A 26,923-nucleotide genomic window follows, 5' to 3' on the forward strand; every position below is an offset into this window, starting at 1 on the left:
GTCGCGGTCAGGCTCTCCTGAAGAGGCCTGCGATGAGCGAAATCACCAGGAAGGCGAGGAAGATGAAGAACAGGATTTGCGCGATGCCAGCCGATGTGCCGGCGATGCCGCCGAACCCAAGCGCGCCGGCGATGATCGCAACCACGAGAAATACGAGCGCCCAGTACAGCATGATGCGTCTCCTTGTTATGTCGGGAAAAGAACGTGGGTCGGTGCCGTTTGTTCCACCATTTGCTGAAAAAGACGATCCCCTTTGAAGGGACTTTTCAGATCGCAAACGGATGAGCGTCATGCGAGGCGCGAAGGCCTCGCATGACGCTCAAAACGGTCCAAAACGCGGATCAGGCGGCGGCTTTGGCCTGCCGGTCGAAGAACAGGGCCTGGCTGATCAGAGCCTTGACCATGTCGGGATTGAAAGGCTTGGTGACCAGGAAGGCCGGCTCGGGGCGTTCGCCGGTCAGCAGGCGTTCCGGGAAGGCGGTGATGAAGATCACCGGTACCGGCGTCGACGACAAGATCTCGTTGACGGCTTCGATGCCAGAGCTGCCGTCGGCGAGCTGGATGTCGGCCAGCACCATTTTCGGCCGCGTCTTGCCGAACATGGCCACTGCCTCGGCATGTGTACGTGCCGTGCCGACGACCCGGTGGCCGAGGCTTTCGACCATCTCTTCGATGTCCATGGCAATCAGCGGCTCATCCTCGATGATCAGCACATCGGTCGCGACCTGTCGCGAAATCTCGTTGCTTGCCTGCGCAAGCAACTCTGAGAACTCGTCCTCGTCGACGTCGAGAACTTCCGCCGCCTCGTCCTCGCTGAAGCCTTCCACGGCGACAAGAAGGAAAGCCTGCCTCGGCAGGGGCGCGATCGCGTTCAGATTGGCCGCCGCCCGCTGCTCCCAGGCTGTCTGGGCCTGCTCCTGCGGCACGCGGATGGCAACGGAGGTGAAGAGCCTGGCGAAGACCTTATATAGCGCAATACGGTCGCTGGAGGCTTCGGGGAAGATATTGGTGTCGGCGATGATGGCTTCCAGCATCGCGGCGACCAGCGCGTCACCGCTCTCCTGCGATCCCGACACCGCGCGCGAGAAGCGGCGCAGGAACGGAAGATGCGGAGCGATGGTTGCGGACAAGCTCATTATTTACGTCTCCCTCAGATGACGTTGCACGTTCAAGGCCATGCCGTTGCAAGCCCCTGAAAACCAACGCCGGCTTCTGGAAAAAGTTCCGCCGGCCGTGGAACTAAATTAGCAGACCGGCGTTTCGCGGTCTCGGGATGGGCAACCAGACGAAGGTTCCGCTTGCGTTGTGGTTTGAAGTCGAAGAGCGGTTCGGGTGCTGGAAATTAGGGCGACCATGAAAGAAATGTCAAAAAAACAGATGGCTGATGCCAAAAGCAGGCATCGGAACGGGGATGGCAACCCGCTTGGGGCGAACTCCGAAATTGCCCGCAAGCTCAAGCAATATTACGACGAGTTGGTCTCGGACCAGGTGCCGGACCGCTTCGCTCAGTTGCTGAGCCAACTGGAACAGACCGAACCTGCCCAGAAAAAGGACTGAGGCATGGTGGCGGTATCCCAGAGCTTCAAGACCGAGCTGCTCGGTGCGATCCCGAGCCTGCGTGCTTTTGCGGTGTCGCTGACGCAGAACGCCGACCGGGCCGACGACCTCGTCCAGGAAACGCTGGTCAAGGCGTGGGACAAGCATGAGAGTTTCCAGCCGGGCACCAATCTCAAGGCCTGGCTGTTCACCATCCTGCGCAACGAATTCTATTCGCAGATGCGCAAACGCGGCCGCGAGGTGCAGGACAGCGACGGCATCATGACCGCCAGGCTTGCCGTTCATCCGGCCCAGCATGGCCAGCTGGACCTCAAGGATTTCCGCGGCGCGCTCGAGCAGCTGCCCGAGGACCAGCGCGAAGCCATCATCCTGATCGGTGCTTCCGGCTTTTCCTACGAGGAAGCCGCCGAAATCTGCGGCTGCGCGGTCGGCACGATCAAGAGCCGTGTCAGCCGGGCGCGCACAAGGCTGCAGGAGATCCTCAAGATTTCCGGCGAGGACGAATTCGGACCTGACGCGATCTCGGCGCAAGTGACAGGCTCGAACGCGGCGTGAGCCGATCGCCAACAATTCCGATAGCATAATGGCCTCAGGCCGAGGCAACCCGGCCGCAGGCCATCGCCACGGCTTCGATCAGATCGTCGCCCGAGTAAGGCTTGGTCACCAGCCTTATGTCTGGGAATGAACCCTTGATTTCATCCGAATCCGAATAGCCGGAGGCGAATACGAACGGCACGCCCTCGCTGCGCAGCCGCGCGGCGAAATCCAGGGTCGAGACGCCGCCAAGCATCAGATCGACGACGGCCGCGTCGAAGCGCTCCGGCAGCGCCTGCCCGTCGATCTCCGCGAGCTCGCGGGCAATCGTCACATCCGCGGCGCCGTGGTCGCGGCAAAGCTGCTCGACATCCATCGCGATCAGGAACTCGTCTTCCAGGATGAGGATACGCAGTCCGTCAAGCAATGCTGGCACCTATGTCTCCTCGGCAGGGCCGCACTCATGCGCGGAATTGGCTGTCATGTCATTTAAAAAAGACATGGGGTCCGCCTCGCGGAACCCCTGCGCCCGCAAGGGCAGGGATTTCGAAGAGGGGTCGAAATGTCCAGCCAAAGCGCACGTCCGGTCGCCAGCCGTCAATATCCTTGCGAAAAGTGCCCGTTGCGGCCCTTGCCTGCATTCCGTGAGTTCGACAAGCAGGAACTGTCATTCATCAGCACCTTCAAGCGCGGTGAACTTGCCGTCGACAAGGGGGCGACGGTCCTGGTCGAAGGCAGCCACAGCGCCCATCTCTACACGGTACTGTCGGGCTGGGCCTTCCGCTACAAGCTGTTGCCCGACGGGCGGCGGCAGATCCTCAATTTTTCCATGCCCGGCGACCTCATCGGCCTGCAGGGCAGCCTGATGGGCGAGATGCAGCATTCCGTCGAAGCCCTGTCGCCAATGCTGCTTTGCGTCTTCGAACGCGAGCAGTTGCAGGAACTCTATCGCAACCACCCCGGCCTTGCCTATGACATAACCTGGATCGCTTCGCGCGAGGAGCGCATGCTGGACGAGAACCTGCTCAGCATCGGCCGTCGCACCGCGCTCGAGCGCGCCGCCTATCTTATCGCCTTCATCGCCAGCCGGGCTCGCGGCGCCGGCCTCAACGGCAAGACGCCGGTGCAGATCCCGATCACGCAACAGCACATCGCCGACACGCTTGGCCTCTCGCTTGTTCACACCAACAAGACGATCCGCAAGCTGATGGACCGCAAATTGGTCCTGTGGCGGGATGGTGGCTGCGAAGTGATCGACTATGATGGGCTGAAGAAGCTGGCCCGCTGGGAAGGGTTGGGCGAGGAACGCAGGCCGCTGATCTAGGGTATGTCGATATTCAGGTCAGGCCGGCCTGCAAATGGCGGCTTCCTGCGCTTCCGGTGCTCACGTACTTTAAGTACGCTCCGCTCCGGTTCTCGGAAGCCACCATTTTCGACTCGGCCTGACCTGAATCTCAACACGCCCTAGGGTGCTGTGAGCGACCAGGCCCGGAACCATGGTGCAGAACGGGCGTTGAAACCAACGCAAACGCAAGGAGTTAGAGAATGGCAACCGCCGCAGGCAAATCCGCAACGGACCAAGCAACCACCGCCGATCTCGAGGCCGATATCGAGCAGTTGAAGGCGGATATCCAGAAACTGACGGAGCAACTCGCCAAGACCAGCCAACACGGTTACGGCGCCGCCCGACGCGCCGCCGCGGATGGTGTTGAACAGTTGCGCGCGCAAGGCGAAGCCGCGTTCGAGAGCGTGCGGGGAAGTGCCGAGGACATAGAGGCGCAACTGATAGCCAAGGTGCGTGAGAAGCCGGTGACGTCGCTGGCGATCGCCGCTGGCGTCGGCTATCTCTTCGCCCTCCTTTCCCGCCGCTAACCGCAGATGGGGACGCTTGTCTCGCTGATCTCGGCCCTCGCCTCGGGCGAGGCCATGGCTGCCGTGCAAAGGGCGCGGATAACGGTCATCCTTTATGGGCTTGCCGCCATTCTTGCCCTCTGCGGCGTCGGCTTCCTTATCGGCGCCGCCTATATCTGGCTGGCGGCGCGCTACGGGCCGTTGGCGACCAGCCTGGGCTTCGGCATCGGGTTCCTGGTGGTTGCCGGGCTGATCATCGCCATCCACAAGCTAACGGCCCGCATGCGCGGCAAACGGCGCGCGCGACGGCGACAGGCCGACATGACGGCGGTGGGTGTTACCGCGGCGCTTGCCCTGCTTCCGGCCCTGGCCAAGAGCAGGGGCGGACTGGCAGCCATTGCCGCGCCCGCCCTCGCGGTCGTCGCTTACGCCATCTATCGGGAGAACACCAAGCCTCCGCCGCCAAGGCAAGGTCCGGACGACCTGCATTAGGCCGTCGAGGTCTTTCAGCGCTGCGGCCTGCTTAAGCATGGCCCTCACGGCTGACTTGCTGGCGAGCTTCAAACGCCTGCATCGGGCCGTCCAATGATCCTCACCCGCTCGGAACCTTCACGGCAAGGGCCCGTTACCCGATCGTGCCGCGCCCGAGATGCCCGCCGCCACGCAACATGGAGGCCAATCATGACCAAGATCGTTCCTGAAGACAAAGCCCGGCAGGGACACTGGGGCTGGCACGCCTTAAGGATTCTCATAGCCGGCCTGTTGCTGGCCTTCATTGCGTGGGGCGCGGTGGAGATTTACGGGGAATTGATAAAGTCGCCGACTTCCGGCGAGCAGCATGTCCCGCAGCCGCCCGGCGCCGAGCAGGGCACTGCTCCAGGCCAGCCGACCGCGAAACCCTGAAGCAGCGCTCTTCAAGCTGCCTTTGCGTTGACGCCGCTTGACGGAACCAGCACTTTCAACGCGCCGGGGTGGATTTCGATCGTGGTTTCGCGCTCGAGCCTGATCAGTTCGCCGTCGAGGACGGCGCTGAATTTCCTGGCGGGCGAGAGGACCTTCAGGACAACCTTGCGGGCCTGATGAACTTCCACATGCGCGCTCTGCCGCAGCCGGCCGCGCAGCATGTCGAGCAGCAGCTTTGCCAAATGGTGACGTCGGCGCGCGATGCTGACATAGATGCCGAGCACGCCGCCGGCCGGATTGTCCGCATAGGGCAGGTGGCCTTCCCCGAACAGATTGTTGGAGATGCCGATGCCCGTCGTGCGCGTCACGATCTCGGCCTTGCCAATGCTCAGGCTGACTTTCAGCGCCGGTGGATTCTTGATCGCCGCCCAGGCGGCGCGCACGGAGGCCTGCATCTTTCCAAGGCGCGAGCCGAAATCCATTTTCTCGCGCAGCTGGACCATTTTGGCATGCATGCCGACCGAGAACTGATGCACGAAAGGCTGGCCATTGGCGCTCGCCATGTCGACGGCGATCACCTCGCCATCGGCAAAGGACTGCAGCGCTGCCTCCAATGTCTGTGGAATGCCCAGGCCCCGCGCGAAGAGGTTCATTGTCCCTGCAGGTAAGATGGCCAGCGCCTTCTTGTTGTTCATGAGAAGGGACGCCGCGGTCGAGATCGTGCCGTCGCCGCCACCGGCAAGGACTACGTCGATGTTGCGCCTGGCGATGGCCTTCGCCAGCGCGGTAGCGACATCCCGGCCGGCAACGATGTCGATCTCGACCGAATGTCCCGCCGCTTCAAGCGTCTGACGCAGCTGTCCGGAAAAAGCTTCCATGTCGACGGTGCGGAGCGTGCCGCCGTCCCGATTAAGCACCGCAGCAAACCGCATACCAACTCCGTATTCCCTTCAGGCGGTTTTGAGCCGCCTGCCCCCTCAGCCGCAGGCTGGAACGAGGATGCGGCCGCAAAGGTTCCACGGAGCTTTAGCAACCCAGAGGCTGGTGGACGGGGTCGTGGTTGGAACAACACCTCGGTCACGACGTTGTGAACCTGCAGACACTGCCGCTCCGGGCCCGCCGTTCAGCGGCTGGCCGCGTGAGCGCCATGCAGAAATCAGGCACGAGGAGAGACCATCATGATCCGCACTCTTTTTGCAACAACCGCGATCGCTACACTGCTCGCAACCGGCGCTTATGCGCAGACGGCGCCCGCTCCGGCGCAACAGGCCCCAGCGACCCAAAACACGGCTCCGGTGCCGCGCGCCGACGGCGCGCTGATGTCCAACATCATCGGCGAGTCCGTCTATAATGGCACTGGTGACGATGCCCAGAACATCGGCAAGGTCGATGACGTCGTCTTCGATTCCAGCGGCAAGGCCAAATCCGCCATCATCGGGGTCGGCGGTTTTCTCGGCGTCGGCAAAAAGGACGTCGCCTTCGACTACGCGAAGCTGGAATGGGCCGAAAAGAACGGCGACCGCTGGCTGGTCGCTAAGTCGACCAAGGATGAGCTGAACGCCCTGCCGGCCTTCGACCGCAAGCCTTATGACCCGGCCCCGGCGCAGTCGACCGACACAACGCAGCCCGCCAACAACACGACGACAGCGCAGGCTCCGGCGGCCGCACCGGCCGAGCCGGTGAAGAAGGCGGAGGGAAACCTCGCTTCCAATATCATGGGCGAGTCGGTCTATAACGGCACCGCGGACGATGCCCAGAAGATCGGCGACGTGAAGGACATCGTGCTTGCCAAGGACGGCAAGGCGGACTCCCTGGTGATCGGTGTCGGCGGCTTCCTCGGCATCGGCACGAAGAACGTCACCTATGACTTCGACAAGGCCAAGTGGGCCGAGAAGAACGGCGACCGCTGGCTGGTGGCCGAGACGACGAAGGAACAGCTTCAGGCCCAGCCGGACTTCGACCGCAAGGCCTATGATCCGGCACCGGCCACGACGGCGGCCGCGAACAACGCTCCTGCAGCGACCACGCCTGCGGTGGTGTCTTCGGACACGACCTCCGACAAGGGCGCCAAACCTGCAGAGCCGGCCAAGTCGACCGCGGAGACCAAGCCTGCGACGCCGCCGGCCCAGAGCACGGCTGAAAACAAGCCGGCCGATACCGGCGCTGCTGCTACAGACGCGACCAAGACCGCTTCGATCGACAAGTCGACGCTGACGGAAATGCCCATGGGCAATATCAGGGTCGACGATCTTAAGGGGACGACGGTCTATGGCGCCAACGACGCCAAGATCGGTACCATCGGCGATGTCGTGCTGACGCCCGAAAACAAGCCGGACGCGGTTGTTATCGACGTCGGCGGCTTCCTCGGCATCGGCGCGAAGGAAGTGGCGGTCGGCATGGACAAGCTCAAATTCATGACCGACAAGGACGGCAACAAATACCTCTACACCAACTTCACCAAGGAGCAGCTGCAGGCGCAGACGGCCTATGACAAGAGCAGTTATGCCGCCAATCGCGACCAGCAGCGGATGATGCTGAAGTAAGGGAATAGGGCAGTAGGGCAGTAGGTAGCGGTTCCCATACTGCCCTATTGCCTTACTGCCCTACTGCCTTGGCAACGTATCCAGCCACGCCATCGTCCGTCAGCTCCGCCAGCGCCAGCGACTGATCGAGGTGAGCGGCGCGCCAGGCGAGCATCTTCTCCGCGAACGCCAGCCGTACCGGCAGATAGGCCTGGTCGTTCGCCACGTTGTTCAGTTCTCCCAGGTCTTTCGACAGGTCGAACAGAAGCGGCGGCAGGCCGCCACCGAAATGGACATATTTGAAGTCGGCCGAGCGGATGACGGCGAGGTTGCAGTCGCGCGATTCCATACCGAAATGGCGTTCGGCTTCGCCTTCCGCGACAGTGCGGAAGTCGAACTCCCAATGCGCGGCGTTGCGCCAGTTTCCGGGCCGGTCGCCGTCAAGCCACGGCGTAAGCGAGCAGCCGTCGAGATGGCGCTGCGGCGCGGCGCCGATCAGGTCGAGCAAGGTGGGAAATACGTCGACGGCTTCGGTGAAATGATCCACGGATGAACCGGCCGCGGCGCTCCGGCGCGGGTCGCGGACGATCAACGGAATGTGGTAGCTGCCATCGAAGAAGCCGCCTTTGCCGAGCATGAAATGGTCGCCCATCATCTCGGCATGATCGGAGGTCAGCACGATGACGGTGTCGTCCCAGGCGCCCACCGACTTGATCGCCTGCCAGAGGCGGCCGAGCTGCGCGTCGACCTCCGAAATCATGCCGTAATAGATCGCGCGGATGCGGCGAAAATTCTCCTCGCTCCAGTCCGGCACGTTACCCTCCATGCCCGGAATGAATTTCGTTCTTTTCTGGAGGGCGAGATCGTAGGCGAGGTAGGGGTGGCTCGCGGCTTCAGCTTGGGGGTTTGCCGCGCGCTTGAAGGCAGGACCTTGGGCCGGATCATACATGGTGTTGTAGGGCTCCGGCACGATGAAAGGCGGGTGCGGGCTGATGAAGGAGATATGCGCGAACCATGGCGCGCGCTTCTCCTGCTCGCCAAGCCAGCGGATGAATTCGCCGGCCAGGAAGGCGCTCGGCGTCTGGTCCTTCGAATAGACCGGCGGCGCGTTGGTGACGTCGCGTTCGGGCTGCCCTTCGGCCGGACGGTGGATGCCGGGGCTTCCGGCGCTTGTGTCTATGCCTTGCGCGCGCAGCCATGACAGCCACTGCTTCTGATGCTCGGGCAAAGCTTGCCGCACGGTGAAGCCGGGCAGCACGCCTTCATAACTGCGCAGGCGCGGATCCCCCGCCGCAAGCTGGCGGGGGTCGAGGGAGACATCGGTGTAGCCGAACAGGGTTGGATCGTAGCCCGCGGCGCGCGCCGAAAGCGCGATGTTGCCATGGCGCGCGTCGAGCGGCGTGCCGTTGCGGCAGACGCGATTGTTCATCTGGTAGAGGCCGGTATAGAGACAGGCGCGGGCTGGAGAGCAAGGCGCTGCCCCGCCATAATGACGGCGGTAGAGCACGCCCTCGGCGGCGAGCGCATCCGCATTCGGCGTCATCACCACCGGATGGCCGGCCGCCGACAGGCAATCGCCACGCCATTGGTCGCAGGTGATGAGGAGAACATTCGGGCGTCGAGGCTGGTGGTCCAAGATCGTCTCCTTGTGGAAGCGCTCAGATGGAACGGAAATCATCGGCGGCGCAAGCCAGCGACAGTGATAGATTGGTGAACATATTTCGAACAGTCGTTCACTTTTATGACACAGTCCATTCTGTGTTTGACCGCTTTGCCGCTGGCCCGCCTATCCTCATATTGGCGTGGACAGCGGCGAGGGCCGCGCAAGAACAAAGGAAGGAGCGATCATGCTCAACCAGATCCAGGGCCTGCATCACGTCACCTCGATGGCGAGCGATGCACGCCGCAACAATGAGTTCTTCACGAAAAAGCTCGGCCTGCGCCGGGTGAAGAAGACCGTCAATTTCGACGCGCCGGATGTCTACCACCTCTACTATGCCGACGAGGTCGGCACGCCGGGTTCGGTGATGACCTATTTCCCGTTCCCCGATATCGGCAAGGGCCGGCACGGCGTCGGCGAGGTCGGCACGACGGTGTTCTCGGTGCCCGAAGGCACGCTCGCCTATTGGGAAAAGCGCTTCGCCGACGAAGGCGTCGGCAACGTGGCGCGTAGCGAAAGTTTCGGCGAGAAGCGGCTCACCTTCACCGGCCCGGACGGCGACAGTTTTGCCCTCGTCGAGGACAAGGCCGACAGCAGAGCGCCGTGGGTCAAGGGCGGCGTTCCCTCCGACGAGGCGATCCGCGGCTTTCACTCGGTCTCGCTCCGGCTGAAGGATGGCGGCGCCACCGAGGAGCTCTTGAAGTTCATGGGCTATGAGGAGGTCGACAAGTCCGGCAACGTCCGCCGGCTGGCGATCAAGAACGGCAATGGGGCCGATGTCGTCGACATCGAATCGCTGCCGGGCGCTGGCTTTGCCAATCTTGGCGCCGGCTCGGTGCACCACGTCGCCTTCGCGGTCGAGGATCGCGCCAAGCAGCTCGAGGTGCGCAAGGCGCTGGTCGACACCGGTTACGGTGTGACGCCGGTCATCGATCGCGACTATTTCTGGGCGATCTATTTCCGCACGCCGGGCGGCGTGCTGTTCGAGGTGGCCACCAACGAGCCGGGCTTCGACCGCGACGAGGACACCGCGCATCTTGGCGAGGCGCTGAAGCTGCCGACGCAGCATCAGCATCTCAGACCTTACCTCGAAGAGCATCTGCAGAAGCTGGAAGACTGAAGCCATGAGCAAGGACGCTTACATCCACAAAATGCTGCCCGGTTCGCCGGGCAGCCCGCTGCTCTTCGTCTTCCACGGCACCGGCGCGGATGAGAACCAGCTTGTTGGCTTCGGCCGCGAGCTTGTGCCTTCGGCGACGATCATCTCGCCGCGCGGCGATGTGTCGGAGCATGGTGCTGCCCGCTTCTTCCGCCGCACCGGCGAGGGCGTCTACGACATGGACGACCTGGCGCGCGCGACATCGAAGATGGCGAGCTTCGTCAAGGCGCATGTCGAGGCGGCAAAGCCTTCGGCGGTGTTCGGCCTCGGCTACTCCAACGGCGCCAATATCCTGGCTTCGGTGTTGTTCGCCGAGCCCGGCCTGTTCGACGCCGCGGCGCTGATGCATCCGCTGATCCCGTTCGAGCCTCGTGTCCAGGGCAGCCTTGCCGGCCGCCACATCCTGATAACGGCCGGCAGGCGCGACCCGATCTGCCCGCCCAATTTGACGTCGCGGCTGGAGGCCTATTTGCGCGCCGACGGTGCCGATGTCACAGTGGAATGGCACGACGGCGGGCATGAGGTTCGGCCGAATGAAATCGAAGCGGCGCGGCGGCTCTTTGCGCCGGCGCCGGCTGTCGAAGGAGACAAGTGAAATGGCTGACCAATTGCCCGAGATCGAACTGGAAGACCGCGGCTCCAAGGGACGCTATGTGCTGCGCGGCCCCGGCGGCGCCGAGGCCGAGATGACCTTCACCAAAATCGGCGAGCACCAGCTCATCATCGATCACACCGAGGTGCCGGACGTCTTTCGCGGCCAGGGCGCCGGGCTTCGGCTCGTCACCCGCGCCGTCGAGGACGCGCGCGCCGCCGGCAAGAAGATCATTCCGCTCTGCCCCTTCGCCAATGCCCAGTTCCGCCGTCATCCGGAATGGGCGGACGTGTTGAAGCAGTGAGCGCTTTTACCTTCTCCCCTTGTGGGCCCACAAGGGGAGAAGGGGAAGTCTTCGCATTTGCACCGCCCGGTCATCTTGCCTAAGTTGACGGTTCGCTCGGACGAACGTCCCGCCCGTCACTGATTTGAATGGCTCCCCTGATGACCGATACCGACCTGATCCCCGTTTTCGACGGACATAACGACACGCTGCTTCGGCTCTACCAGTCGAAGGAAGCCGATGTCGAAAAACTGTTCATCGAGGGGACGCCGGGCGGCCATATCGACCTGCCGCGCGCCAGGAAGGGCGGCTTTGCCGGCGGCATGTTCGCGATCTTTCCGCCGCCGGTCGAGAAGTCGAAACGCAGCGCCGTGCCGCCGGCGCCGAGCGACAACGAGCCGTTGCCGCCCGAGCTGCCGCAGGCGGAAGCGATCACCTCCACCATCGGCATGGCTTCGATCCTGTTCCGGTTGGAGCGCGCCGGCGCGCTGACCGTCTGCCGCAGCGCCGGCGATGTGCGAGACGCCATGGCGAAGGGCTCGATCGCCGCAATCTTCCATATCGAGGGCGTCGAGGCGATCGATCCGGGGCTTGCCATGCTCGACGTGCTGCATGCCGCCGGCCTGCGTTCGCTCGGCATCGTCTGGAGCCGGCCGAACGCCTTCGGCAATGGCGTGCCGTTCCGCTTTCCGTCGTCGCCCGACACCGGGCCCGGCCTCACGGATGCCGGCAAGGCGCTGGTCAAAGCGTGCAACCAGCTCAGGATCATGATCGACCTGTCGCATCTCAACGAGAAGGGGTTTCGCGACGTGGCGGGCTTGAGCGACGCGCCGCTGGTTGCCACCCATTCCAACGTGCATGCGATCTGCGGCCATTCGCGCAACCTGACCGACTGGCAGCTCGGCGCGATCCGCGAATCGGGCGGCATGGTGGGCCTGAACTTCGCCACCGGCTTCCTGCGCGAGGACGGAAGGATGAATGCCGACACCAGCATCGACATCATGGTGCGCCATATCGACTCGCTCTTGCAGGCGCTGGGTGAGGACGGCGTCGGCCTCGGCTCCGATTTCGACGGCGCCATGATCCCGGCCCCGATCGGCGACGTCGCCGGCCTGCCCAAGCTCATCGACGCGCTCGCCGCGCGCGGTTTCGGCCGCGCGCTGATCGAGAAGATCGCTTATCGGAACTGGTTGAGCGTGCTGGAAAGGACGATCGGGTAAGCGCGCCTACTGCGCGTAGCCCATCCGCTTCAGCCATTCCTTGCCGACGCCGCGGTCGCGGATGATCGGCAAGGGATCTTCAGCGTCGAGCCGGGCGCAGATGCGGTAGACCTCCAGCGTCTCGGCATTCATCTCGCCGCGCTTGAAGAAGAACATCGCCGCCGCATAGCGGGTGCGGCCGGACCACATCTCGCCGAGCGGCGTGTTGACCAGCTGCCATTGTTCGGCGGCTTCTGCCTCCAGCTCTTCCGCTTCGCTTGCCACGGTCAAAAGTCCGCCGGCGGGTTGGCGGTTCGGCGGTCGAGCTTGATGAAGGGCCGCGGCACCACCTTCGCCTTCTTCATCAGCTTCTGGTACTGCAGCTCGCGCATGGCGTAAATCTCGACCCAGAGGTCGTCGACGATCGTATCGCCATAAGGCCGCTGCAGCGAGGCGAGCGCGATGTTGCGCTTGGCCATAGGCGACCACATCGCCGCGCTGACCAGCCCGACTTCCTGGCTCTTCTTGTAGTAGACCATGGCATGCTCGGCCGGGATGTTGCCTTCGATCTCCAGCCCGACCAGCACGTGGCGCAGTTTCTTTTTCGCCCGCGCTTCGAGGATGGCGCGGCGGCCGTTGAAGTGGCCCTTGTCCGGATCGATCATGAAGCCGAGGCCGATCTCGTCCGGCATGCGCAGACGGTCGGTGCGGATGGCATGCTCGGACGTTGTGAAGTCGGCATTGGCGACGATCAGGCCGGCTTCCAGCCGGGTGCGGTTCAGCGCGGTATAGCCGATGGCGCGGATGCCGCGCAGCTCGCCCGCCGCCATCAGCCGGTCCCACAGGCTGAGCGCCTTGTCGGCAGGCACGAACAATTCGTAGCCGAGATCGCCGGTGAAACCGGTGCGCGAGATGGTGACGGTCGCGCCGTCATGTGCGAACTCGGCAAGGTCGAAAACCTTCAGCCGCTCGACGCCGGCAAAGCCCGCGTCGCGCAGGATGGCGAAGGAGGTCGGGCCTTGCAGCGCCAGGCCGGCGACGGCCTCGGTCTCTTCCTCGACAGTCACATCGTACCGAAAAGCGCTGTCGAGCAGCCAGGGCAGATGCCGCTCCTGCGAGCACAGCCGAAAGCGCGTCGGCGATAGCCGGAACAAAGTGCCGTCGTCGAGCACGAAACCCTCGTCGTCGCACCAGGCGGTGTAGTGGACGCGGCCGGATTTCAGTTTGGTCACGTCGCGCAGCGTGACGCGGTCGAGATAGGCTTCGGCGTCCGAGCCCTCGATCCGGTACTTCGTCATCGGTGAGATGTCGAAGAGCGCCGCCTGGCTGCGGATGGCGAAATATTCAAGCTCCTCGTCCCACAGCGAATGCGGCGCGCGATAGCCGGCCCAGCTGTACCAGTCCTGCTTCAGTCCAAGCGCGTCGATGCGCGGCTGGAACGGCGTGCCCAGCCGCAGCGTGCGGAAGTGGGATTGGGCTGCTGTGCGGGCGTCGGTTGATGGCTTGATCGTGGAATGATGGTTCATGACGGCGTTCCTTCGCCGTGGAGCGCTACTTCGACGAATTTCATCCTCATGCCCTCATCGCTATGATGCGGCGCGCGGCGTTGAGGCCGGGCGCGCCGGAGATGCCGCCGCCGGGATGCGAGCCGGCGCCGGCAAGGAACAGTCCTTCGAGCGGCGTGTCGTAGCCCGACCAGCCGGAGACCGGCCGCGACATCAGCATCTGGTCGGCCTGCAACTCGCCATGGTGCCAGTGGCCGCCTGGCATGCGGTAGCGATCCTCGATATCGCCGGGCGTCAGGAGCTCGGCGTGGCGCACCGTCGCGCCGATGCCGGGCGCATAGGTTTCGAGCTCACCCATGATCGCCTTGAGGAATTTCGGCTTGCCGGCGGTCCAGCCCTCTTTCAACGCATAGGGCGCGTATTGCACCACCGCTGAGAGCACGCAGGCGCCGGGCGGAGCGAGCGATGGATCGACGAGGCTGGGCAGCGTGATCTCCATCACCGGCTCCGGAGAAAACTCGCCATATTTCGATGGGTTGAAGGCGCGCTCGACATGGTCGGGCGAAGGCGCGATGACGAGGCGGCCCTTGTGACCGGCGGCATCGACACCGACGAATTGCGGCGGGCGATCGAGCGCCAGGTGGAGCTTCGCCGCATCGCCCTTCATGCGGATGTTCTTCACCTTGCGCACGAAGCCGGTGTCGACCTCGCGCGGGCCGACCAGATCGAGGATCGTCGTCACCGGATTGACGGCGGAAACGACGGTCTTGGCGCGCAGCGTCTCGCCGGTCTGCGTGACGACACCGACGGCGCGGCCCTTTTTAACGATCACCCTGGCGACCGGCGAAGCGTGGCGGATGGAAACGCCGGCCATTTCCGCCGCGGCGCGGATGGCGGCGACGACGGCGCCCATGCCGCCTTTCGGCTGGACTTGCGCGCCGGCAAGGCCGCCTATCTCGCCGGCAAGCCTGTAGTAGAGGCTGAGCAGTGAGGTCGGCGAGCGCGGCCCGAGATGCGAGCCGAGCGTCGCGTCGAAAGCAAGCAGGCCCTTCAGCCGGTCGTCCGAAAGCTGCTCATCGAGAAGGTCGTAGACATTCATCAGAAGCACGCGCAGGAAGTCGCGCATATCTTCCTTGCCGAGCCGCTTCAGCGCCAGCGCCGTCTGGCCAAGCCCGGCCATTTCCGCAAGCGACATGTTGCCGAGGTCCGGCGGCCGGCGCGATAGGAACGGCTTCAGCACGCCGGCATAGCACAGCAGCTGCGCGCGCAGTTCCTTCCAGGCGGATTCTTCCGCAGGGCTCGCGCCGGTCAGCACCTCGCCATAGGCGCCGTGCAGCGTAAGCGGGCCGTCCTTCGACAGTGCCACCGACGGCACGAAGTTTGAGCGCTCAACCTTCAGCCCATGGCGCTCCAGCTCCAGGGTCTTCACCACATCGGGATGCAGCCGATTGAGCAGATGGGCGACGGCGGAGACGCGAAAGCCCGGCGCGAATTCCTCGGTGCGCGCGGCGCCGCCGATTTCGCTGCCGGCCTCCAGCAGCAGCACCGTGCGGCCGGATTTGGCGAGCGTGGCGGCGGCGACGAGGCCGTTATGGCCGCCGCCGATGACGATGGCATCCCAGTTCGAATCAGATGACGTCATGAGCCGGGCTCATATGCAGGGTTGGCTTGGCGAGGTCGCGTAGGATCTCGGCGGCGGCGTTGCGTCCTGGCGCGCCCATGACGCCGCCGCCCGGATGGGTGGAGGAGCCGCACATATAGAGGCCGCCGACCGGCGAGCGGTATTGCGCGTAGCCCGGCACCGGGCGGTTGAAGAGCAACTGGTCGAAGGTGAGCTCGCCCTGGAAGATGTTGCCCTCGGTCAGGCCTACCTCGGCCTCGATCTCGCGCGGCGTGCGCACCTCCATATGGACGATGCGGTCGCGGAAGCCGGGCGAATATTGAGCGATCTGGGAAATCACGCTTTCGGCGAAGCCGTCGCGGTCGGCATCTGTCCAGTCACGCCCGTTTATCTTCGGCGGCGCGTATTGCACGAAGCAGCTCATGAAGTGCTTGCCCGGCGACGCCATGGTCGGGTCGAGCGTGGTCGGGATCATCATGTCGAGGAAGGGATCGGCAGACCAGCGCCCGGCCTTCCAGTCGTCATAGGCGCGCTCCATGCGCTCGATGGAATCGGTGAAGTGCATGTCGGCGAGATAGACCGGCGAGTCCTTCGGCAGAGCCGGGAATTCGGGCAGCGAATCCAGCGCGATGTTGACCTTGCCGGAGGAGCCGCGGATCTTGAAGTTCCTGACACGGCGCAGGAAGACGTCTGGCAGTTCCTTCTCCTCGACCAGCTTCAGGAAGGTGCGTTTGACGTCGGCGTTGGAGATGACGAGCTTACCGTAGATCTCCTCGCCGCCGGCGAGCACCACGCCCTTCGCCTTGCCATTCTTGATCAGCACATGGTCGACCTCGGCGCCGGTGCGGATGGTGCCGCCGGTGGCCTTGAAGGAGGCGGCCAGCGCCTTGGTGACGGCGCCCATGCCGCCGCGCGCATAGCCCCAGGCGCCGACCGAGCCGTCGACCTCGCCCATATAGTGGTGCAGCAGCACATAGGCGGTGCCGGGCGACATCGGCCCGAGCGCCGTGCCGATGATGCCGGAGAGCGCGAAGTTCGCCTTGATGACGTCGGTCTCGAAATACTCATCGAGGAAGTCGGAGATCGACATCGTCCAGAAGCGCAGGGTCAGCGCCATCTCCTCGGCCGAGAGACCTGCGAACTTTTTCCCCAGATAGAGCAGTTCACCCAGGTCGCGCGGCCTAAAACTGGTCGGGTCGGGGGCGGTGCGCATCAAAAGCGGCTGGATGAAGCGGCACTGCCTGGTGACGTCGCACGAATAGCGGTCATAGGCCTCGGCGTCTCGCTTCGAGAAACGGGCGAACTCGCGGCGATGCGCATCGTGGTCGCGGTAGTTGGCAAGATAGTCGCCGTCGCGCGTGAACACGGCGCCGCCTTCATAGGAGATCACCTGCAGGCCGAAGCGCGGCAGCTCCAGGTCGCGCATGATCTCGGGTCGGAACAGCGAACAGACATAGGAGCAGTTGGAATAGAGGAAGCCCGGCGTCAGCTCGCGGCTGGTCGCCGCGCCGCCGACCCAGTCGTTCTTCTCGACCACCAGCACATCCAGTCCGGCGCGCTGCAGATAGCAGGCGTTGACCAGTCCGTTGTGGCCGCCGCCGATGACGATCGCGTCCCAGCCCTTCATGTGCGCAGAACCTCCATCCGGTCGCCCTATCTTCTTGTTTTTGCGCAATCCCAGACGGAAACCGCTTCACGCTTTTTCCTGGGATTGCTCGGTGCGTTTGTTCCCTGATTGCGAGAATTTGGCACGGATCACGGTTTTTTGTCCAGCCATTTTGAATGAATGTTCAACAAATTATGTTGCGTTTTCGCGTTGATGCGCTAGGCTTTGGCAACATTCTGGGGACTGATCCACATCGGCATTTTGGGTTGAGGATCCGATGATCGAGACGGCTGACGCCGAGCCGGAATATGACGAGACCGCCATCCGCTTCTTGGAGGCGTTGTGGGGCGAGGGCTACCTGTCGCCGGGCGGTCCTGAAGAGGTCGACCGCGTGGTCGAACGCCTATCGCTCAGGGGCAAGACGATCCTGGATATCGGCTGCGGCGCCGGCGGCATCACGCTGCATCTGGTGGCAACGCATGGTGCGGCCCGAGCCACCGGCTTCGACGTCGAAAAGCCGGTGATCGAGGCGGCGAGGCGAGGGGCGATCAGGCAGGGCCTCGCCGCGTCGGCTTCGTCCAAGCGCCGCCGGGGCCGCTGCCCTTCGCCGATGCTTCCTTCGACGTCGTCTTCTCCAAGGATGCGCTTTTGCATGTGCCGGACAAGGACGCGCTGTTCGCCGAGATTTTTCGGGTGATGAAGCCGGGCGGAGTCTTTGCCGCGTCGAACTGGATGATCTCGCATGACGGAGAACCGTCGCCTGAGATGAAGGCCTATGTCGCGGCCGAGGGGCTCTCCTTCGCCATGGCCTCGCCGGCGCGCTACGCCGAGGCGATGCGGCGCGCCGGCTTCACCGACATCACGGTGCGCGACCGCAATCCATGGTACCGCGAGGTCGCCCGCGAAGAGCTTTTGCGGCTCAAAGGGCCGCTCTACGCGCAGGCCGCGGCAGCGGTCGGCGCGGCCTATGTCGACAAGAACATCAGGACCTGGGAGGCGATGCAGAAGGTGCTTGACAGTGGCGAGCACCGCCCCACTCATCTGCGCGGTTGGAAGCCGGTTGGATAGCCGGCCATGCTGGAGACCGTCACACCCATGAACACCGAGGCGAGCGATGCTCTCTCCGAAACGTCGCAAAAAGGCGATGCCGAAAAGCGCGGCCGCAAGGCCTCGAAAGAGGTCCGGCGGTTGCAACTGATCGAGGCCACGATCGATTCACTGGCCAAGCGTGGCTATGCCGAAACGACGATGGCTGACGTGGCCGACGGCGCGGGCCTGTCGCGCGGCATCGTCAACTTCCATTTCGAGAGCAAGGAAAAGCTGCTCATCGCCACGCTGCAGCACATGTATGACGAGTATTCGGCGCATTGGCGCATGGCCTTGCAGAAAGCGGGCGACGATCCGGCGCGACAATTGCAGCATCTGGTGTGGGCCGATTTCGATCGATCGATCTGCAACAAGCGAAAGCTCGCGGCCTGGCTTGCCTTCTGGGGCGAAGCCAAGTCGCGGCCGACTTACCAGGCGCTGAGCAGCTCGCGCGACGCCTATTACCAGCAGGTCTTCATCGATCTCTGCACGACGCTCAAAGAAAGCGGCGGTTACGCCTATGACCCCCAGGCCATCGCGCTCGCGCTCAGCGCCATGCTCGAGGGCCTGTGGCTGCGGCTGATGATGGGGACGGAGGACACCACGCGAGAGACCGCGCTGCAGGCGGCGAACGCGTTCTTGGCCGCCGCCTTCCCGAAGCACTATGGCTAGCGAGAACTGGGGCTAGCAAAATCGGGGTTAGCAACAGCCGGCCAAACAAGACCGGCAAACCAAAAAGAGGATGGAACAGCATGAAGAAACTCAGCCGTCGCCTGACACTGACATTGGCGATTGGGAGCGCGATCGCGGCTTCGGCGGCAGCCTTCGCCGTTGCCGCCGACAAGGACCTGATCGTGTTCGACTGGTCCGGTTACGAGGATCCGAGCTTCCACGGCAAATATGTCGAAAAGAACGGCGACTCGCCGACCTTCGCTTTCTTCGGCGACGAGGACGAGGCCTTCGAAAAGATCCGCTCCGGCTTCAAATCCGATCTCGGCCATCCCTGCTCGCAAAGCGTGGTGAAATGGCGTGAGGCAGGACTCCTGCAGCCGCTCGACACCTCGAAGATCACCGGCTGGAAGGATCTCAATCCCGGCATCATGGCGATGAAGGATCTCGCCACCACGCCCGACGGCAAGGCCTGGTTCATGCCCTGGGACTGGGGCGATACCCAGCTCACCTACAATTCCGATAAGATCGCCGAAAAGGACGTGCAGTCGCTGAAGGTGTTCGCCGATCCGAAATACAAGGGCCGTGTCTCGATCGGCGACAATGTCGACGACGCCTATGCGCTGGCCAGCCTCGCCATCGGGCTCAAGGACTGGACCAAGATGACGGACGATCAGTTCAAGCAGGCATCCGACTTCCTGCGCCAAGTGCACAAGAATGTGCGCTCCTACTGGACCGACACCACCGACATCGTGCAGCTGCTTTCCGGCGGCGAGGTCGATCTCGCCTGGGCCTGGAACGACGCGACTGTGCAGTCGGCCGCAGCGGGCGTGCCGATCAAGTCCAAGAAGGACACCGACGAAGGCATCTCGACCTGGGTATGCGGCTACGTGCTGTTCAAGGACGCGCCCGGCAACATCGACAAAGCCTATGACTATCTCAATGCCGTCAACGATCCGGAAGTCGCCAAGACGCTGGTCAAGGACTGGGGCTACGGCCAGGCCAATGCCAAGGGCATGGCCGGCGTCGACCCGACGATCCTGAAGGAAAAGGGCTACGACAATGTGGAAAAGTGGGTCGACAAGACCTTGTTCCAGCAGCCGCTGCCGTCGGAACTCAAGCTCAAGATGATCGCCGAGTTCGAGAAGATCAAAGCCGGCTATTGAGCTGGATTTTAGTGGCCCGCTTGCTTGCCAAGCAGAGCAAAGTGAGCGGGCTCGCCAAAGCTTCTGAATTCTCCTAACTTCCTTCCGTCATCCGCGATGGGGGAGTTTCTCGCGCCATGAAAACCATGCTTCGCCGCCTTGCCCTGGCTGCCCTCGTCACCGTCGGCGCGGGCACAGCCTATGCGCTTGCGGAAGGCGGCGGCGACCTCGTCGTCTTCGACTGGTCCGGTTACGAGGATCCGCTGCTGCATCCGGCCTACACCGCCAAACACGGCGCCGAGCCGACCTTCTCCTTCTTCGGCGACGAGGACGAGGCCTTCGAGAAGATGCGTGCCGGCTTCAAGGCCGATATCGCGCATCCCTGCTCGCAAAGCGTGGTGAAGTGGCGCGAGGCCGGGTTGCTGCAGCCGCTCGACACTTCGAAGATCGCCGGCTGGAAGGACCTTAATCCCGGCATCATGGCGATGAAGGACCTCGCCACCACCGCCGACGGCAAGGCTTGGTTCATGCCTTTCGACTGGGGCAATACCTCGCTGCTCTACCGCACCGACAAGGTGACGGCGGATGAGGCGCAGTCGCTGAAGATCTTCGCCGACCCGAAGTTCAAGGGCCGCGTCACCATCGGCGACAATGTCGACGACGCCTATGCGCTGGCGAGCCTGGTCATCGGCCTGAAGGACTGGACCAAGATGACCGACGAGCAGTTCAGCCAAGCCTCCGCCTTCCTGCGCGATGTGCACAAGAATGTACGCTTCTACTGGACCGACGACACCGATCTCAACCAGGCCTTCACCGGCAATGAAGTCGATCTGGTCTGGGGCTGGAACGAGACCTATGTGACGCTGAAGGGGCAGGGCTTGCCGATCGCCATGAACCGCGACACCAAGGAAGGCATCTCGACCTGGGTGTGCGGCTATGTGCTGCTCAAGGATGCGCCGGGCAAGCTCGACCAGGCCTATGATTTCCTGAGCGCCGTCAACGCGCCGGGTGTTTCGGAGTATATGGTGAAGACCTTTGGCTACGGTCACGGCAACAGCGCGGGCATGGCGGCGATGGACCAGAAACTGCTCTCCGAGCGCGGCTTCGACAATCTCGACAAGTTCCTCGACAAGACGCTGTTCCAGCAGCCGGTTGCGCCGGACCTCAAGCAGCGCATGGTCGCCGAGTTCGAGAAGATCAAGGCCGGCTATTGAGCAGCATCATTGAAAGAACCGACGTCGTCATCGTCGGCGCCGGCTTCACCGGCCTCTCCGCCGCGCTCGAATTGAAGCGCGCCGGTATCGATTTCCTAGTGCTCGAAGCGCGTGACCGCGTCGGCGGCAGGGTGGAGGCCGTCCGCAACGGGCTCGGCGAGCTGATCGACAGCGGCGGGCAGTTCCTATGCCAGGACATGCCCGAGCTGATGGCGCTGGCCAAGGCGCGGGGCAAGAGCTTCGTCGAGACCTATATCGAAGGCGAGTTCATCACTCATCCGTCGATGACAGCGGCGCGGGCGGAGCGGACCTATCATGTCTCGATGGCGATCCGCGAGCGCATGAACCGGATCGATCCCGACGATCCGACGATTGCCGGGCTGACCGTCGCCGATTGGCTGGAACGCCAGCATGATGAAACCGATGCCAAAGCTGCTTTCCGCTCGCTGGTCGAGGGCCTGTGGTGCCTGGCGGCGGATAAGGTGCCGCTCTGGTACCTGATCGACAATGATCGCCGCATCACCAACGAGGTGTTCGAGCTGCAGTATTTTCTGGGCGACACGATGCAATCGCTGGCCGAGGATCTGGCCGCCGAGCTCGGCGACCGGCTGCGCCTGAACCAGGCGGCGACGCGTGTCGAGCGCGCCCCGCAAGGCATTCGCATCAGCACCGGCGCGGCCACGATCGAAGCGCGCGAGGTTCTGATCGCGCTGCCGCCGGCGACGGCCGCGAAGCTCGACTTCGCGCCTGCCCTGCCTGCCGAGCTTACAAGCGCGCTCGGCGTCTGGGAAAGCGGCGCGGTGATCAAGATCCTGGTGCGCTACGCAAAGCCCTTCTGGCGCGAGCGGGGCCTGTGCGGCATGGTGATGTGGCGTGACCAGCCCGGGCTTTTTGCCTGCGACGCCAGCAGGGATGCCGATCACGCCGCGCTTATCGTCTTTGTCGGCGGGCCGCTCGCGCTGGGCTGGCATCCGCTCGGCGAGGCGGCGCTGCAGGCGGAAATCAGCGCGAGGCTTGTCCAGGCGCTCGGCCCGCAGGCCGCCGACATCGTCGATTTCAGCGCGCGTGACTGGACGCATGACCGCTGGAGCGGCGGCGCCTATAGCGACCTCATCATCGATGTGACGGCGCGCGATGCCGAACGCGTCATCCTCGCCGGCGCGCCGCCGACCCATTTCGCCGCTTCTGAGGTCTCGCCGTCTTTCCCGGGTTATGTCGAGGGCGCGATCGTCGCCGGGCGCATCGCTGCCGCAAAGATTCAGTCGGCCATCGCCACCAAGGCCTCGGGGTCGTAGGCGAGGCGGATCGGGGCTCCGACCGGAATATCGTCGGCGCCGAAATCGTTGGTCTCGGTGACCGAGAGCGGTTTTTCGAGCCCCGGTATCTCGACGATCAGATGGGTGATCTCGCCGAAATAGTGGCGCTCCACCACCTTGCCGGCCACCTCGAATTTCGCCGTCGCATTGTCCCACAGAACGCGCAGCCGCTCCGGCCGGATGCCAAGCGTCGCCGCGCCGCCATTGCGCACGAAGGCCTTCGGCTTGTCGGTCCTGACGCGGCCGAAGCCCAGCGTGTCGAGCACCAGCGAAGCACCGTTCTCCTCGACGATCTCGGCCTTGACGAAGTTCATGCCGCCGAGGAAGTCGGCCACCTGGCGATTGACCGGGCGCTGGTAGATCTCCTTCGGCGAGGCGACCTGCGCGATGCGGCCGCCGAACATCACGGCGATGCGGTCGGACATCGCCAAGGCCTCGTATTGGTCGTGCGTGACCAGCACGAAGGTGATGCCGACCGCCTGCTGCAGGCGGCGCAGTTCGACCTGCATCTGCTCGCGCAGCTTCTTGTCGAGCGCCGAGAGCGGCTCGTCCAGGAGCAGAACCTTGGGACGCATGACCAGGGCGCGGGCCAAAGCCACGCGCTGGCGCTGGCCGCCGGAAAGCTCGGTGGCCCGGCGCTTGCCGAGGCCGGTGAGCGAGACCTGCGCCAGCGCCTCCTCGACGCGGCGCTTCTCCTCGCCGGCATCGAGCTTAAGCCGCTTCAGCCCATAAGCGACATTCTGCTCGACATCGAGATGCGGGAAGATCGCATAGCTCTGGAAAACCATGTTTGTCGGCCGCCGGTTAGCGGGGATGCCGTCCATCGGCTGGCCGTCGACGGCGATGGAACCGCTGGTCGGCGTGTCGAAGCCGGCGATCATGCGCAACAGCGTAGTCTTGCCGCAGCCTGAGGGTCCGAGCAGCGAGAAGAATTCGCCTTCGCGGATCGCCAGCGAGGCATTGTCTAGCGCCTTGAACGATCCGTAGCTGCGGGTCACGTCGCGGATCTCGATCATGGTTCGGTCGGATTGGGTACGCTCCGTTTGAACCCGCTCAAGCATAGAGGCCTCCCTCGCTTTGGGTGCGTCTCGCCGCGCGGCGGCGCAGGATTTCGGCAATCGTCATCAGCACGAAGGACGCGACGAGCAGCAAGGTGCCGAGCGCCAGCACGCCGGGAAGCTTGGCCGCGAAGCGCAGCTGGCCCCAGATGTAGATCGGCAGTGTCGCCTCGGTGCCGGTGAGGAAGAAGGCGATGATGAATTCGTCCAGCGAGATGGTGAAGCACACCAGTAGGCTGGAGATGATCGCCGGCGCGACCATCGGCAGCGTCACGCGCCGGAAGGTGCCGAAGGCGCTTTCGCCGAGATCGGCGGAAGCCTCCTCCAGGCTGCGATCGAAGCCCTCGAAGCCGGAGGTCAGCACGGTCATCGAATAGGGGATGCAGACCAGCACATGGCCCAGCACAACGGTGAACAGCGACAGGCTGAGGCCCAGCTGCAGCATGACCAGCAGCATCGAGATGGCGACGATCACTTCGGGCAGCACCAGCGGCGCCATGATCAGGCCGTTGATGGCGCGGCGGCCGGGATACCGGTAACGCGTGATCGAGCGTGCCGCGAGGATGCCGAGCACCGTCGACAGGATCGAAGCCGATATGCCGACCAAAAGGCTGTTCCAGGTGGCGTCGATCAGCGCCGGCGTTTTCGGCAGGTCCTCGTACCAGTGCAGCGTGATGCCGGAGAGTGGGAATTTCGGCGTCGCTGCCGTGTTGATCGAGAAGATCGGCAGGAAGATCACCGGCAGATAAAGGAACAGGATGTAGAGCGTGGCGTAGCTCGACAGCCATCCAGGCAGGAAACGTCTCATCGCCGTCATCGTGCCAGCCTCTGCAGGGCGCGGATGACCAGCACGGTGGCGCCGGCCATCAGCGAGACGATGATCATGGTGGTGACCGAGAGCGCCGCACCCAGCGGCCAGTTCGACGCCTTGCCGAACTGCGCCTGAATGGCGTTGGCGATCATGACGCCGTCCTTGCCGCCGACGAGCTTCGGCGTGACATAGTCGCCGACGGTCGGGATCATGACGATCAGCGCGGCCGAGATGACGCCGGGCGCCGACAGCGGCAGGGTCACGCGCAGGAAGGAGCGCAGCGGCCCGTCGCCGAGATCGGTCGCCGCCTCGACCAGGGTGCGGTCGACCTTCTCCAGCGAAACGAAGATCGGCAGGATGGCGAAGGTCGCCCAGGCATGGGTGAGCGTGATGATGACGGCGGTGGAATTGTAGAGCAGCGCGTCCGACGGCTCGCTGATGATGCCAAGGCCCATCAGACCGGAATTCAAGACGCCATTATAGCCGAGGATCACCTTCCACGACATCACGCGCAGCAGGTAGCTCGTCCAGAACGGGATGGTGATGAGGAACAGCCACAGGCTCTTGTGGCGACCGCCATGGAAGGAAATGAAATAGGCGATCGGGTAGGCGAGCAGCACGGTGAGCAGGCTGACCGTTAGCGAGATGTAAAGCGAGCGCCAGAGCAGGTCGCGGTAGATCGGCTCGGTCAGCGCGATCCGGTAGTTCTCCAGCGTGAAGGTGTGGTCGATGGTGAGGTAGTTCTGCGTCCAGAAGGAATGGGCGATGACGACCAGGATCGGCAGGACGAGAAGAATAAGGGCGTAGACGAAGGTGGGACTGATCAGGGCAAAGCCCTGGACGGCTTCCGATTGCAGAAGGGGATTTCGTCTGGCCCCCGCCATGCGCAACGGGGGCGACCCTTCCGCGGCAACCGTCATTGCAGCGCTCCAGGCGTGATTTCGGTAGCTGGCTCGGACTGTCCCGCCATGCGGCCTTCCCATTCGTAGCGCCGGCCGCCTGTTCCCGATTTATGCCTGGAGCGCGATGGCTCCCTGGCTTGCCGACATTCTTTCATCATGAGCGCATCCGCCGATTGAAATCAAGCGCTATTTCTGCAATATTGATTGAACGAACATTCAATATGAAGTGCTGAAAAGCCTAATTTCCTTGGTTTTCCGCGCTGTTTGATGTGCGACAGAATTTCTGCAACCCGATGGTGTGAGGCGAAGATGGCGGCTCAAAGCAAGATCAAGGCAAGCGAACTTATCGGGCCTGAAGACGACGATGCGGTCGAGCTCGCCAAGCGCCATCTCGTCCAGCCCTGGCCCTATGCCGGCTCGGTCGGCGCCGAGGCGCGCACGCTGATCGGCGAGGGCGACGGCATCTATATCACCGATGCCTCGGGCAAGCGGCTGATCGACGGCCCGGCCGGCATGTGGTGCATCAATGTCGGCCATCGCCGCGAGGAGCTGGCCAAGGTCATGTACGACCAGGCGATGGCGCTCTCCTACAACACGCCCTGGTACACGATGAACGCGCCATCGGCCGAGCTTGCACGCCGCATCGCAGACGCGGCGCCGGGCGACCTCAGCCACACCTTCTTCACCACCGGCGGATCATCGGCGGTGGAGACGGCGCTGCGCTTCATGCAGTTCTACAACAATGTGCGCGGACGGCCGGAGAAGAAGCTGATCCTCAGCCGCGGCGGCGCCTATCACGGCTCGACCTATCTATCGGCCTCGCTCAACGGCCGTCCGCGCGATCACGACTGGATGGACGGCGCCAGCGATCTGGTGATCAAGCTTTCCTCGCCCGATCCGTTCCGGCGGCCGAAGGGCATGGATGTCGCAGCCTTCACCGATTTCCTGGTCGACCAGTTCCGCGACACGATCGCGCGCGTCGGCGCGGAGCGCATCGGCGCCTTCGTCGGCGAGCCGGTGCAGGCCTCGGGCGGCGTCATCGTGCCGCCGGACGGGTATCTGAAGCGCATCCGCGAGATCTGCCGCGACAACGACATCCTCTATGTTTCGGACGAGGTGGTGACAGGCTTCGGACGGCTCGGCCATGTCTTCGCCTCCGCCGACGTGTTCGGCATCGATCCGGACATGATCACCTTCGCCAAAGGCGTCACCTCAGGCTATTTTCCGCTCGGCGGCGTCATCATCTCCGAGCGGCTGCTGGAAGAGTTGCGCCGCTCCAACCATCCGGACGCGATGTTCGGCCATGGCCTCACCTACACCAGCCATCCGATCGGCTGCGCGGTGGCGCTGAGGAACCTCGACCTGCTGGAAGAGAGCGTGCTTCAACACACCCGCGAGATCGCGCCCTATTTCCAGGCGCGACTGAAGACGCTGGAAGAGCTGCCGCTGGTCGGCGAGGTGCGCGGCGTCGGCCTGATGGCTTGCGTCGAATGCGTGGCTGATCGCGAAAGCAAGGATCCGCTGCAGCTCGACAAGAATGTCGGCAAACGCATCGACGCGCATTGCTACGAGCTCGGCCTTCTGGTGCGGCCGCTGATCAACATGTGCGTGATGTCGCCGCCGCTGATCATCACCAAAGAGCAGGTCGACGACATGGTGGCGATCCTGCGCGAAGGGATTTCGCGCACGATGGATGATTTGAGAAAGGAAGGGGTGTGGCGGGGGTGATT

At 63.7% G+C, this 26,923-nt stretch carries 28 protein-coding genes and 1 pseudogene; 17 read left to right on the forward strand and 12 right to left on the reverse strand.

Annotated features, from left to right (window positions below):
* Window positions 1-7: 7 nt before the first annotated feature.
* Both EN852_RS21485 and EN852_RS21490 read right to left on the reverse strand, forming a co-directional pair.
* Entirely contained in the window at window positions 8-172 is a 165-nt protein-coding gene (locus EN852_RS21485; protein WP_018429836.1) for a DUF1328 domain-containing protein, read from the reverse strand.
* A gap of 169 nt (window positions 173-341) precedes the next feature.
* Window positions 342-1,136 carry a response regulator gene (locus EN852_RS21490; RefSeq protein WP_095816782.1) on the reverse strand — a complete coding sequence of 265 codons (795 nt, stop codon included), beginning with the start codon at window positions 1,134-1,136 and terminating at the stop codon, window positions 342-344.
* A 217-nt stretch (window positions 1,137-1,353) separates the two neighbouring features.
* Between EN852_RS21490 and EN852_RS21495 the strand changes: the two genes are divergently transcribed.
* Both EN852_RS21495 and EN852_RS21500 read left to right on the forward strand, forming a co-directional pair.
* Complete coding sequence (locus tag EN852_RS21495; RefSeq protein WP_112129764.1) at window positions 1,354-1,557, forward strand: NepR family anti-sigma factor; 204 nt, start codon at window positions 1,354-1,356, stop codon at window positions 1,555-1,557.
* Between the two features lie 3 nt (window positions 1,558-1,560).
* The gene (locus tag EN852_RS21500) at window positions 1,561-2,112 is read left to right on the forward strand and encodes an RNA polymerase sigma factor (protein ID WP_042641628.1); all 552 of its coding nucleotides are present in this window, start codon (window positions 1,561-1,563) and stop codon (window positions 2,110-2,112) included.
* Window positions 2,113-2,146: 34 nt separating this feature from the next.
* On the opposite strand, the gene EN852_RS21505 is transcribed toward EN852_RS21500, so the two are convergent.
* Complete coding sequence (locus EN852_RS21505) at window positions 2,147-2,527, reverse strand: response regulator (RefSeq protein ID WP_127865683.1); 381 nt, start codon at window positions 2,525-2,527, stop codon at window positions 2,147-2,149.
* Window positions 2,528-2,653: 126 nt separating this feature from the next.
* Here EN852_RS21505 and EN852_RS21510 point away from each other — a divergent pair, with 126 nt between their 5' ends.
* From EN852_RS21510 to EN852_RS21525, 4 genes are all read left to right on the forward strand, one after another.
* A complete protein-coding gene (locus EN852_RS21510; protein WP_112129573.1) occupies window positions 2,654-3,415 on the forward strand; it encodes a Crp/Fnr family transcriptional regulator in 762 nt (253 codons plus the stop codon).
* Window positions 3,416-3,636: 221 nt separating this feature from the next.
* Window positions 3,637-3,963, forward strand: a complete 327-nt coding sequence (locus EN852_RS21515) for a DUF883 family protein (RefSeq protein ID WP_127876851.1) — start codon at window positions 3,637-3,639, stop codon at window positions 3,961-3,963.
* A 6-nt stretch (window positions 3,964-3,969) separates the two neighbouring features.
* On the forward strand, window positions 3,970-4,434 hold the full coding sequence (locus tag EN852_RS21520; RefSeq protein ID WP_127876853.1) for a phage holin family protein: 465 nt from the start codon (window positions 3,970-3,972) through the stop codon (window positions 4,432-4,434).
* A 189-nt stretch (window positions 4,435-4,623) separates the two neighbouring features.
* Window positions 4,624-4,845 (forward strand): hypothetical protein, encoded by a 222-nt coding sequence (locus EN852_RS21525; protein WP_127876855.1) that lies wholly within the window; start codon window positions 4,624-4,626, stop codon window positions 4,843-4,845.
* Window positions 4,846-4,856: 11 nt separating this feature from the next.
* Here EN852_RS21525 and EN852_RS21530 read toward each other — a convergent pair whose 3' ends face one another.
* Entirely contained in the window at window positions 4,857-5,777 is a 921-nt protein-coding gene (locus EN852_RS21530; protein ID WP_127876857.1) for a diacylglycerol kinase family protein, read from the reverse strand.
* A gap of 246 nt (window positions 5,778-6,023) precedes the next feature.
* On the opposite strand from EN852_RS21530, the gene EN852_RS21535 reads away from it, so the two are divergent.
* The gene (locus EN852_RS21535) at window positions 6,024-7,388 is read left to right on the forward strand and encodes a PRC-barrel domain-containing protein (RefSeq protein WP_127876859.1); all 1,365 of its coding nucleotides are present in this window, start codon (window positions 6,024-6,026) and stop codon (window positions 7,386-7,388) included.
* Between the two features lie 52 nt (window positions 7,389-7,440).
* On the opposite strand, the gene EN852_RS21540 is transcribed toward EN852_RS21535, so the two are convergent.
* Entirely contained in the window at window positions 7,441-9,003 is a 1,563-nt protein-coding gene (locus tag EN852_RS21540; protein WP_246694344.1) for an alkaline phosphatase family protein, read from the reverse strand.
* Between the two features lie 211 nt (window positions 9,004-9,214).
* On the opposite strand from EN852_RS21540, the gene EN852_RS21545 reads away from it, so the two are divergent.
* The 4 genes from EN852_RS21545 to EN852_RS21560 all read left to right on the forward strand — a co-directional run bounded on the left by EN852_RS21545 (window position 9,215) and on the right by EN852_RS21560 (window position 12,281).
* Window positions 9,215-10,147 (forward strand): VOC family protein, encoded by a 933-nt coding sequence (locus EN852_RS21545; RefSeq protein WP_127876861.1) that lies wholly within the window; start codon window positions 9,215-9,217, stop codon window positions 10,145-10,147.
* A gap of 4 nt (window positions 10,148-10,151) precedes the next feature.
* Window positions 10,152-10,781 carry an alpha/beta hydrolase gene (locus EN852_RS21550; protein WP_127876863.1) on the forward strand — a complete coding sequence of 210 codons (630 nt, stop codon included), beginning with the start codon at window positions 10,152-10,154 and terminating at the stop codon, window positions 10,779-10,781.
* Between the two features lies 1 nt (window position 10,782).
* A complete protein-coding gene (locus EN852_RS21555; protein WP_027166574.1) occupies window positions 10,783-11,082 on the forward strand; it encodes a GNAT family N-acetyltransferase in 300 nt (99 codons plus the stop codon).
* Window positions 11,083-11,222: 140 nt separating this feature from the next.
* Window positions 11,223-12,281 carry a dipeptidase gene (locus tag EN852_RS21560; RefSeq protein ID WP_127876865.1) on the forward strand — a complete coding sequence of 353 codons (1,059 nt, stop codon included), beginning with the start codon at window positions 11,223-11,225 and terminating at the stop codon, window positions 12,279-12,281.
* Window positions 12,282-12,287: 6 nt separating this feature from the next.
* On the opposite strand, the gene EN852_RS21565 is transcribed toward EN852_RS21560, so the two are convergent.
* From EN852_RS21565 to EN852_RS21580, 4 genes are read right to left on the reverse strand one after another with little or no spacing between them, the layout of a single operon-like run.
* Window positions 12,288-12,551, reverse strand: coding sequence for a hypothetical protein (locus tag EN852_RS21565; RefSeq protein ID WP_127876867.1), 264 nt, complete (start codon window positions 12,549-12,551; stop codon window positions 12,288-12,290).
* Window positions 12,548-13,786, reverse strand: coding sequence for an aminomethyltransferase family protein (locus tag EN852_RS21570; RefSeq protein WP_127876869.1), 1,239 nt, complete (start codon window positions 13,784-13,786; stop codon window positions 12,548-12,550). The genes EN852_RS21565 and EN852_RS21570 overlap by 4 nt, the downstream gene beginning before the upstream one ends.
* Before the next feature lie 46 nt (window positions 13,787-13,832).
* Window positions 13,833-15,407, reverse strand: coding sequence for an NAD(P)/FAD-dependent oxidoreductase (locus tag EN852_RS21575; RefSeq protein WP_127876871.1), 1,575 nt, complete (start codon window positions 15,405-15,407; stop codon window positions 13,833-13,835).
* On the reverse strand, window positions 15,394-17,013 hold the full coding sequence (locus tag EN852_RS21580) for an NAD(P)/FAD-dependent oxidoreductase (protein WP_127876873.1): 1,620 nt from the start codon (window positions 17,011-17,013) through the stop codon (window positions 15,394-15,396). Before EN852_RS21580 ends, EN852_RS21575 begins: the two co-directional genes overlap by 14 nt.
* A 256-nt stretch (window positions 17,014-17,269) precedes the next feature.
* Here EN852_RS21580 and EN852_RS21585 point away from each other — a divergent pair.
* From EN852_RS21585 to EN852_RS21605, 5 genes and pseudogenes are all read left to right on the forward strand, one after another.
* Window positions 17,270-18,060: pseudogene (locus EN852_RS21585) on the forward strand (methyltransferase domain-containing protein).
* Between the two features lie 6 nt (window positions 18,061-18,066).
* Window positions 18,067-18,750 carry a transcriptional regulator BetI gene (gene betI, locus EN852_RS21590; protein WP_127876875.1) on the forward strand — a complete coding sequence of 228 codons (684 nt, stop codon included), beginning with the start codon at window positions 18,067-18,069 and terminating at the stop codon, window positions 18,748-18,750.
* 80 nt (window positions 18,751-18,830) lie between these two features.
* Complete coding sequence (locus EN852_RS21595) at window positions 18,831-19,913, forward strand: ABC transporter substrate-binding protein (RefSeq protein WP_127876877.1); 1,083 nt, start codon at window positions 18,831-18,833, stop codon at window positions 19,911-19,913.
* 116 nt (window positions 19,914-20,029) lie between these two features.
* Window positions 20,030-21,106 carry an extracellular solute-binding protein gene (locus tag EN852_RS21600; protein ID WP_127876879.1) on the forward strand — a complete coding sequence of 359 codons (1,077 nt, stop codon included), beginning with the start codon at window positions 20,030-20,032 and terminating at the stop codon, window positions 21,104-21,106.
* Window positions 21,103-22,401, forward strand: a complete 1,299-nt coding sequence (locus EN852_RS21605; protein ID WP_127876881.1) for a flavin monoamine oxidase family protein — start codon at window positions 21,103-21,105, stop codon at window positions 22,399-22,401. The genes EN852_RS21600 and EN852_RS21605 overlap by 4 nt, the downstream gene beginning before the upstream one ends.
* Here the strand turns inward: EN852_RS21605 and EN852_RS21610 are convergent.
* From EN852_RS21610 to EN852_RS21620, 3 genes are read right to left on the reverse strand one after another with little or no spacing between them, the layout of a single operon-like run.
* A complete protein-coding gene (locus tag EN852_RS21610) occupies window positions 22,365-23,438 on the reverse strand; it encodes an ABC transporter ATP-binding protein (protein ID WP_127877099.1) in 1,074 nt (357 codons plus the stop codon). The two genes, EN852_RS21605 and EN852_RS21610, sit on opposite strands and share 37 nt — an antisense overlap.
* Window positions 23,439-23,475: 37 nt before the next feature.
* The gene (locus EN852_RS21615) at window positions 23,476-24,297 is read right to left on the reverse strand and encodes an ABC transporter permease (protein ID WP_127876883.1); all 822 of its coding nucleotides are present in this window, start codon (window positions 24,295-24,297) and stop codon (window positions 23,476-23,478) included.
* Window positions 24,294-25,211: an ABC transporter permease gene (locus tag EN852_RS21620; RefSeq protein ID WP_127876885.1), complete on the reverse strand. Its 918-nt coding sequence runs from the start codon at window positions 25,209-25,211 to the stop codon at window positions 24,294-24,296. The genes EN852_RS21615 and EN852_RS21620 overlap by 4 nt, the downstream gene beginning before the upstream one ends.
* A 291-nt stretch (window positions 25,212-25,502) precedes the next feature.
* Between EN852_RS21620 and EN852_RS21625 the strand changes: the two genes are divergently transcribed.
* Window positions 25,503-26,921 carry an aminotransferase gene (locus EN852_RS21625; RefSeq protein ID WP_127876887.1) on the forward strand — a complete coding sequence of 473 codons (1,419 nt, stop codon included), beginning with the start codon at window positions 25,503-25,505 and terminating at the stop codon, window positions 26,919-26,921.
* The last annotated feature ends 2 nt before the right edge of the window (window positions 26,922-26,923 follow it).

The organism is Mesorhizobium sp. M2E.F.Ca.ET.209.01.1.1 (assembly GCF_004010375.2).
Taxonomy (GTDB): domain Bacteria; phylum Pseudomonadota; class Alphaproteobacteria; order Rhizobiales; family Rhizobiaceae; genus Mesorhizobium.

Excerpts from the sequence above, each read along its gene's own strand:
- EN852_RS21485 (WP_018429836.1), bottom strand. The coding sequence starts at position 172 with ATGCTGTACTGGGCGCTCGTATTTCTCGTGGTTGCGATCATCGCCGGC.
- EN852_RS21490 (WP_095816782.1), bottom strand. The coding sequence starts at position 1,136 with ATGAGCTTGTCCGCAACCATCGCTCCGCATCTTCCGTTCCTGCGCCGC.
- EN852_RS21495 (WP_112129764.1), top strand. The coding sequence starts at position 1,354 with ATGAAAGAAATGTCAAAAAAACAGATGGCTGATGCCAAAAGCAGGCAT.
- EN852_RS21500 (WP_042641628.1), top strand. The coding sequence starts at position 1,561 with ATGGTGGCGGTATCCCAGAGCTTCAAGACCGAGCTGCTCGGTGCGATC.
- EN852_RS21510 (WP_112129573.1), top strand. The coding sequence starts at position 2,654 with ATGTCCAGCCAAAGCGCACGTCCGGTCGCCAGCCGTCAATATCCTTGC.
- EN852_RS21515 (WP_127876851.1), top strand. The coding sequence starts at position 3,637 with ATGGCAACCGCCGCAGGCAAATCCGCAACGGACCAAGCAACCACCGCC.
- EN852_RS21520 (WP_127876853.1), top strand. The coding sequence starts at position 3,970 with ATGGGGACGCTTGTCTCGCTGATCTCGGCCCTCGCCTCGGGCGAGGCC.
- EN852_RS21525 (WP_127876855.1), top strand. The coding sequence starts at position 4,624 with ATGACCAAGATCGTTCCTGAAGACAAAGCCCGGCAGGGACACTGGGGC.
- EN852_RS21530 (WP_127876857.1), bottom strand. The coding sequence starts at position 5,777 with ATGCGGTTTGCTGCGGTGCTTAATCGGGACGGCGGCACGCTCCGCACC.
- EN852_RS21535 (WP_127876859.1), top strand. The coding sequence starts at position 6,024 with ATGATCCGCACTCTTTTTGCAACAACCGCGATCGCTACACTGCTCGCA.
- EN852_RS21545 (WP_127876861.1), top strand. The coding sequence starts at position 9,215 with ATGCTCAACCAGATCCAGGGCCTGCATCACGTCACCTCGATGGCGAGC.
- EN852_RS21550 (WP_127876863.1), top strand. The coding sequence starts at position 10,152 with ATGAGCAAGGACGCTTACATCCACAAAATGCTGCCCGGTTCGCCGGGC.
- EN852_RS21555 (WP_027166574.1), top strand. The coding sequence starts at position 10,783 with ATGGCTGACCAATTGCCCGAGATCGAACTGGAAGACCGCGGCTCCAAG.
- EN852_RS21560 (WP_127876865.1), top strand. The coding sequence starts at position 11,223 with ATGACCGATACCGACCTGATCCCCGTTTTCGACGGACATAACGACACG.
- EN852_RS21570 (WP_127876869.1), bottom strand. The coding sequence starts at position 13,786 with ATGAACCATCATTCCACGATCAAGCCATCAACCGACGCCCGCACAGCA.
- EN852_RS21575 (WP_127876871.1), bottom strand. The coding sequence starts at position 15,407 with ATGACGTCATCTGATTCGAACTGGGATGCCATCGTCATCGGCGGCGGC.
- EN852_RS21580 (WP_127876873.1), bottom strand. The coding sequence starts at position 17,013 with ATGAAGGGCTGGGACGCGATCGTCATCGGCGGCGGCCACAACGGACTG.
- betI (WP_127876875.1), top strand. The coding sequence starts at position 18,067 with ATGCTGGAGACCGTCACACCCATGAACACCGAGGCGAGCGATGCTCTC.
- EN852_RS21595 (WP_127876877.1), top strand. The coding sequence starts at position 18,831 with ATGAAGAAACTCAGCCGTCGCCTGACACTGACATTGGCGATTGGGAGC.
- EN852_RS21600 (WP_127876879.1), top strand. The coding sequence starts at position 20,030 with ATGAAAACCATGCTTCGCCGCCTTGCCCTGGCTGCCCTCGTCACCGTC.
- EN852_RS21610 (WP_127877099.1), bottom strand. The coding sequence starts at position 23,438 with ATGATCGAGATCCGCGACGTGACCCGCAGCTACGGATCGTTCAAGGCG.
- EN852_RS21615 (WP_127876883.1), bottom strand. The coding sequence starts at position 24,297 with ATGACGGCGATGAGACGTTTCCTGCCTGGATGGCTGTCGAGCTACGCC.
- EN852_RS21620 (WP_127876885.1), bottom strand. The coding sequence starts at position 25,211 with ATGACGGTTGCCGCGGAAGGGTCGCCCCCGTTGCGCATGGCGGGGGCC.
- EN852_RS21625 (WP_127876887.1), top strand. The coding sequence starts at position 25,503 with ATGGCGGCTCAAAGCAAGATCAAGGCAAGCGAACTTATCGGGCCTGAA.